General features: G+C 73.7%; 4 protein-coding genes. 1 reads left to right on the top strand and 3 read right to left on the bottom strand.

What is annotated here, in order from left to right:
* Nucleotides 1–81 precede the first annotated feature (81 nt).
* From N864_RS19840 to N864_RS19830, 3 genes are read right to left on the bottom strand one after another with little or no spacing between them, the layout of a single operon-like run.
* Entirely contained in the window at nt 82–972 is an 891-nt protein-coding gene (locus N864_RS19840) for a DUF58 domain-containing protein (protein ID WP_034721410.1), read from the bottom strand.
* On the bottom strand, nt 951–1994 hold the full coding sequence (locus N864_RS19835; protein WP_051518841.1) for an AAA family ATPase: 1044 nt from the start codon (nt 1992–1994) through the stop codon (nt 951–953). Before N864_RS19835 ends, N864_RS19840 begins: the two co-directional genes overlap by 22 nt.
* A gap of 31 nt (nt 1995–2025) precedes the next feature.
* Entirely contained in the window at nt 2026–2811 is a 786-nt protein-coding gene (locus N864_RS19830; protein WP_051518840.1) for a S1C family serine protease, read from the bottom strand.
* Nucleotides 2812–2988: 177 nt separating this feature from the next.
* Between N864_RS19830 and N864_RS19825 the strand changes: the two genes are divergently transcribed.
* Nucleotides 2989–4023: a helix-turn-helix transcriptional regulator gene (locus N864_RS19825; RefSeq protein ID WP_051518839.1), complete on the top strand. Its 1035-nt coding sequence runs from the start codon at nt 2989–2991 to the stop codon at nt 4021–4023.
* The last annotated feature ends 25 nt before the right edge of the window (nt 4024–4048 follow it).

Below are 4048 nucleotides of genomic sequence, written 5' to 3'. Positions count from 1 at the left end.
GCACCCGGCGCAGCCGCCGCAGCGCGACCGCGAGAGCCGGCACGGCGACGAGGCCGACCAGCGCCCACGGCCAGGCGAAGGTCATCGCCGCCTCCGGCGGAGCGATGCGACCCGCACGAGGGCACGCACGAGGTCCTCGTCGGTCGAGACGACGTGCAGGTCGACCCCCGCGCGCAGGCACGCCGCGGCCACCTCGGCCCGCCGCTCGAGCGCGACCGTGCGGAGCCGGCTCCGGAAGGCGGCGTCGTCCGAGTCGACGAAGATCTGCTCGCCGGTCTCGGCGTCCTCGACGTAGAGCATCCCGGCCGCGGGCAGGTCGACCTCGCGAGGGTCGGTCACCTGCAGCGCGGCGACCTCGTGCCGCCGGCCGAGCCGCCCCAGTGCGCCTGCCCAGTCACCCGGGCTGACGAAGTCGGTGACGAGCACGACGAGGGAGCGCCGGCGCGCGAGTCCGTCAAGTGCCCGCACCGCGCCGGCGAGGTCGGTCACCTCCGGCGTGCCGGCAGCCGGGTGGAGCAGGTCCTGCACGATCCGCAGGACGTGTCGTCGACCGGTCCGCGGCGGGACGATCCGGCGCACCGTGCTGTCGAAGAGCACGGCCCCGACCCGTCCGCCGCCGCGCGCCATGATGACGGCGACCGCCGCGACGACCTCCGTCATGACCCGGTCCTTCTGCCGGTCGACGGGCCCGAACGCCATCGACCGGGACACGTCGAGCAGCAGCCAGGTCGTCACCTCCCGGTCCTCGACGTACTCGCGCACGAACGGCGTGTCGAGCCGTGCGGTGACGTTCCACTCGATGTGCCGCAGGTCGTCGCCCGGCTCGTACTCGCGCAGGTCGGTGAAGTCGACCCCGGTCCCCCGGAAGAGGCTGCGGTGCTCGCCCTGGAGCAGCCCGTCGAGCCGCCGCACGACGCGCCACTCGAGACGTCGCAGCAGCCGTTCCGCGGTCAGCGTGCCGGGGGCGTCCACGGCTCGGTCCCCTCCTGCCGTATGCCGCTCAGCTCGCTGCCCGTCGGCCGCTCGCCGAGCGGGGTGGCCGGCACCCGGACGGCGCCGATGATCGGCCGGATGACGTCATCGGGCTGCAGGTCGTCGGCGAGCGCCTCGTAGGAGAGGACCACCCGGTGGCGCAGCACGTCGGGCGCCAGCTCCCGGACGTCGGTCGGCAGGACGTGGTCGCGGCCCCGGAGCAGCGCCAGGGCCCGGGCCGCGAGGACGAGGCTGATCGACGCCCGGGGGCTGGCGCCATAGGTGACGAAGCGGGCGAGGTCGTCCCGACCGACGCGGGACGGTGCGCGCGTCGCGGAAGCCAGCTCAACGGCATACTCGATGACGCTCGGGTCCACGTAGACGGTCTCGACGTGCGTCTGCAGCTGCGCGACCGCCTCCGGGCTGAGGACCGCGCCCGTGTCGGGCAGCCCGGCGACCATGCGTTCGACGATGACGAACTCCTCGGCCGGGGAGGGGTAGTCGACGAGCACCTTGAGCATGAACCGGTCGACCTGGGCCTCGGGCAGGGGATAGGTCCCCTCGGACTCGATCGGGTTCTCGGTCGCCATGACGAGGAACGGCTCCGGCGCCGGGTAGGTCTGCCGGCCGATCGTCACCTGCCGTTCCTCCATGACCTCGAGCAGGGCGCTCTGCACCTTCGCCGGCGCGCGGTTGATCTCGTCGGCAAGGACGAGGTTGGCGAAGACCGGGCCGAGGGCCACCTGGAACTCGCCGTCCCGCTGGTTGTAGATGCGTGTGCCGACGAGGTCGGCCGGGACGAGGTCGGGCGTGAACTGGATCCGGTGGAACTCCCCGCCGATGACGCGGGCGACGGTCTTGACGGCGAGTGTCTTGGCCAGGCCGGGCACGCCCTCGACGAGGACGTGGCCGCGGGCCAGCAGCGCGACGAAGAGCCGCTCGAGTAGGACGTCCTGGCCGACGATGGTGCGCTTGACCTCGTAGAGGGCGCGCTCGAGGGTGCGGCTGGTGTCGGTGTCCATGGCGCTCCTTCGGTCGGGTGGGGTGGCTGCGTCAGCGGGCCGGTCCTCCGGCGGCGGCGCCCGCGGTGGCGATGGGCACGGCGAAGCCGATGCCGGAGAAGCGGCTCTCGTTCGTGGGGTCGGCCAGGCCGGTGACGATGCCGACGACGTGGCCGGCCCGGTCGAGGAGCGGGCCGCCCGAGCTGCCGGGGTTGACCGCCGCGTCGAACTGGATGAGGTGCTGCAGCTCGCGGTTGCCGGGAACTTGGACCGTCCGGTCGAGCGCAGAGACGACCCCGGCCGTCAGGGAGTCGGTCAGGCCGAGCGGGTGCCCGACGGCGAAGACCGGCGCGCCGACCGTGAGTGCTCCGCCGAGGACCGCCGGCACGACGATCTCGGGGAGCCGCTCCGGCACGAGGGTGGCGACGTCGTGGTCGCGTTGTGAGCGGCCCAGCCTGGCGGGGGAGCTCGTCCCGTCCGCGTAGGACACGGTGATGGTGCTCGCCCCGTCGATGACGTGGAACGCGGTCAGGACGAGCCCGCTCGACGCGACGATGACGCCGGCACCGGTGTCCTTGCCCGTCGCCGTGACCGCGGTGACGAGCACGAGTGAGGGCTGGATCGCGGAGTACGCGATGCTCGCGTCGGCCGGGGCCCGGGCCTGCGCCTCGGCCTGCGCCGTGATCCCGCGCTGGACGGCGGTGTCGACGTCGTGGGCGGTCAACGGCGCCGGTCCCTCCGGCCGGGCGGCCACGACGAGCACGAGCCCGGCGAGCACGAGCAACGCGACGGCGACGACGAGGCGGGCCCTCCGGGAGAGGGCCAGGAGTCCGCCCATCCACCGAGACTACGGTTCGCGGCGGCGAAACGGTATGCCTCGCGGCCCTGCCCGGCGTCCCGCACAATGAGTACCAGCGCCAAGGGGCAGGCGGGAGGACGTTGTCGGGGGGATCCGTCCGTCGCACCTCGTCATGAGGGGGGCGTCGTGAGGGATCGCGTGGTGAGGGATCGCGTGGTGAGGGATCGCGTCGAGCAGCGACTTCTCGAGCAGCAGGCCGTGCTGCCGGAGGGCGCCCTCTCGCACGCGCCGCCGCGGCGCAGGAGCTTCGCGACGACCGATCCGTCCCGGGTGGGGGAGTACCTGCAGCGGACCTTCGGCCCAGGCCTCGCCGTCCGGGGGGAGCGGCGCGACCTGCACCTGCGGATCGAGGGTCTCCATGCCGGCACGTACGGCATCGACGACGTCGAGCTCGGCGGCGTCAGTGTGAGCGTCGAGCCGCACGACGTGCTCACCATCGCCCGGGTCCAAAGTGGCTCGATCGACTGGCGTCAGCGCCGGGTCGCCGACCGGTTCGGGATCGGCGACGTCGTCATCCTCGGCGACCTCGACGTCGGTCACTGGTGCCGCTGGAACGACGCGGGCGCCCTCGTCGTGACGGTGACCGGCGAGCTGATCCAGCGCGTCGCCGCCGGCGACCCCGAGGCGCGCGTTCGCCGGGTCCGCTTCACCGGGCATCGCCCGATCTCCGCGGCGGCGGCCCGACAATGGCTCCAGACCGTCGGCTTCGTGACCGAGAGCATCACGAACGAGGAGGCCGCCGCCTCGCTGCTCGTCATCGGCAGCGCCGGCCGGCTCCTCGCCGCCACGGCGCTCGCGACGTTCCCCAACACGTCGGTCCTCGACCAGCGGCCCGCCGACCGCACCGACGCAACCCCTGAGACGGTCCGGCGGGCTCTCGCCTTCATCGAGTCGAACGCCGACCTGGAGATCGGGGTCGAGGACATCGCCCAGGCGGCCCGCGTCACGGTGCGCGCCGTCCAGCTCGCCTTCCGCCGCCACCTCGACACGACGCCGATGGCCCAGCTGCGCCGGGTGCGGCTCGACCGGGCCCACGAGGAGCTGCGCAACGCCTCACCCGACGGCGGGACCACCGTGACGCGGGTGGCCGCCCGGTGGGGCTTCCCCAGCCCCAGCCGGTTCGCGACCCTGTACCGCGCCGAGTACGGCCAGCTGCCCAGCCAGACGCTCCGCGGCACCGCCGCCCCCTGACCGTCGAAGGGCCACCAACCGACGA

Origin of the sequence: Intrasporangium chromatireducens Q5-1, assembly GCF_000576575.1 — a bacterium.
Lineage (GTDB): Bacteria > Actinomycetota > Actinomycetes > Actinomycetales > Dermatophilaceae > Intrasporangium_A > Intrasporangium_A chromatireducens.
The sequence above is the reverse complement of the archived record's forward strand: the minus strand, read 5'-3'. Positions and strand labels throughout refer to the sequence as shown.

Coding starts and splice junctions, on each gene's coding strand:
- N864_RS19835 (WP_051518841.1), bottom strand. CDS start 1,994: ATGGACACCGACACCAGCCGCACCCTCGAGCGCGCCCTCTACGAGGTC.
- N864_RS19830 (WP_051518840.1), bottom strand. CDS start 2,811: ATGGGCGGACTCCTGGCCCTCTCCCGGAGGGCCCGCCTCGTCGTCGCC.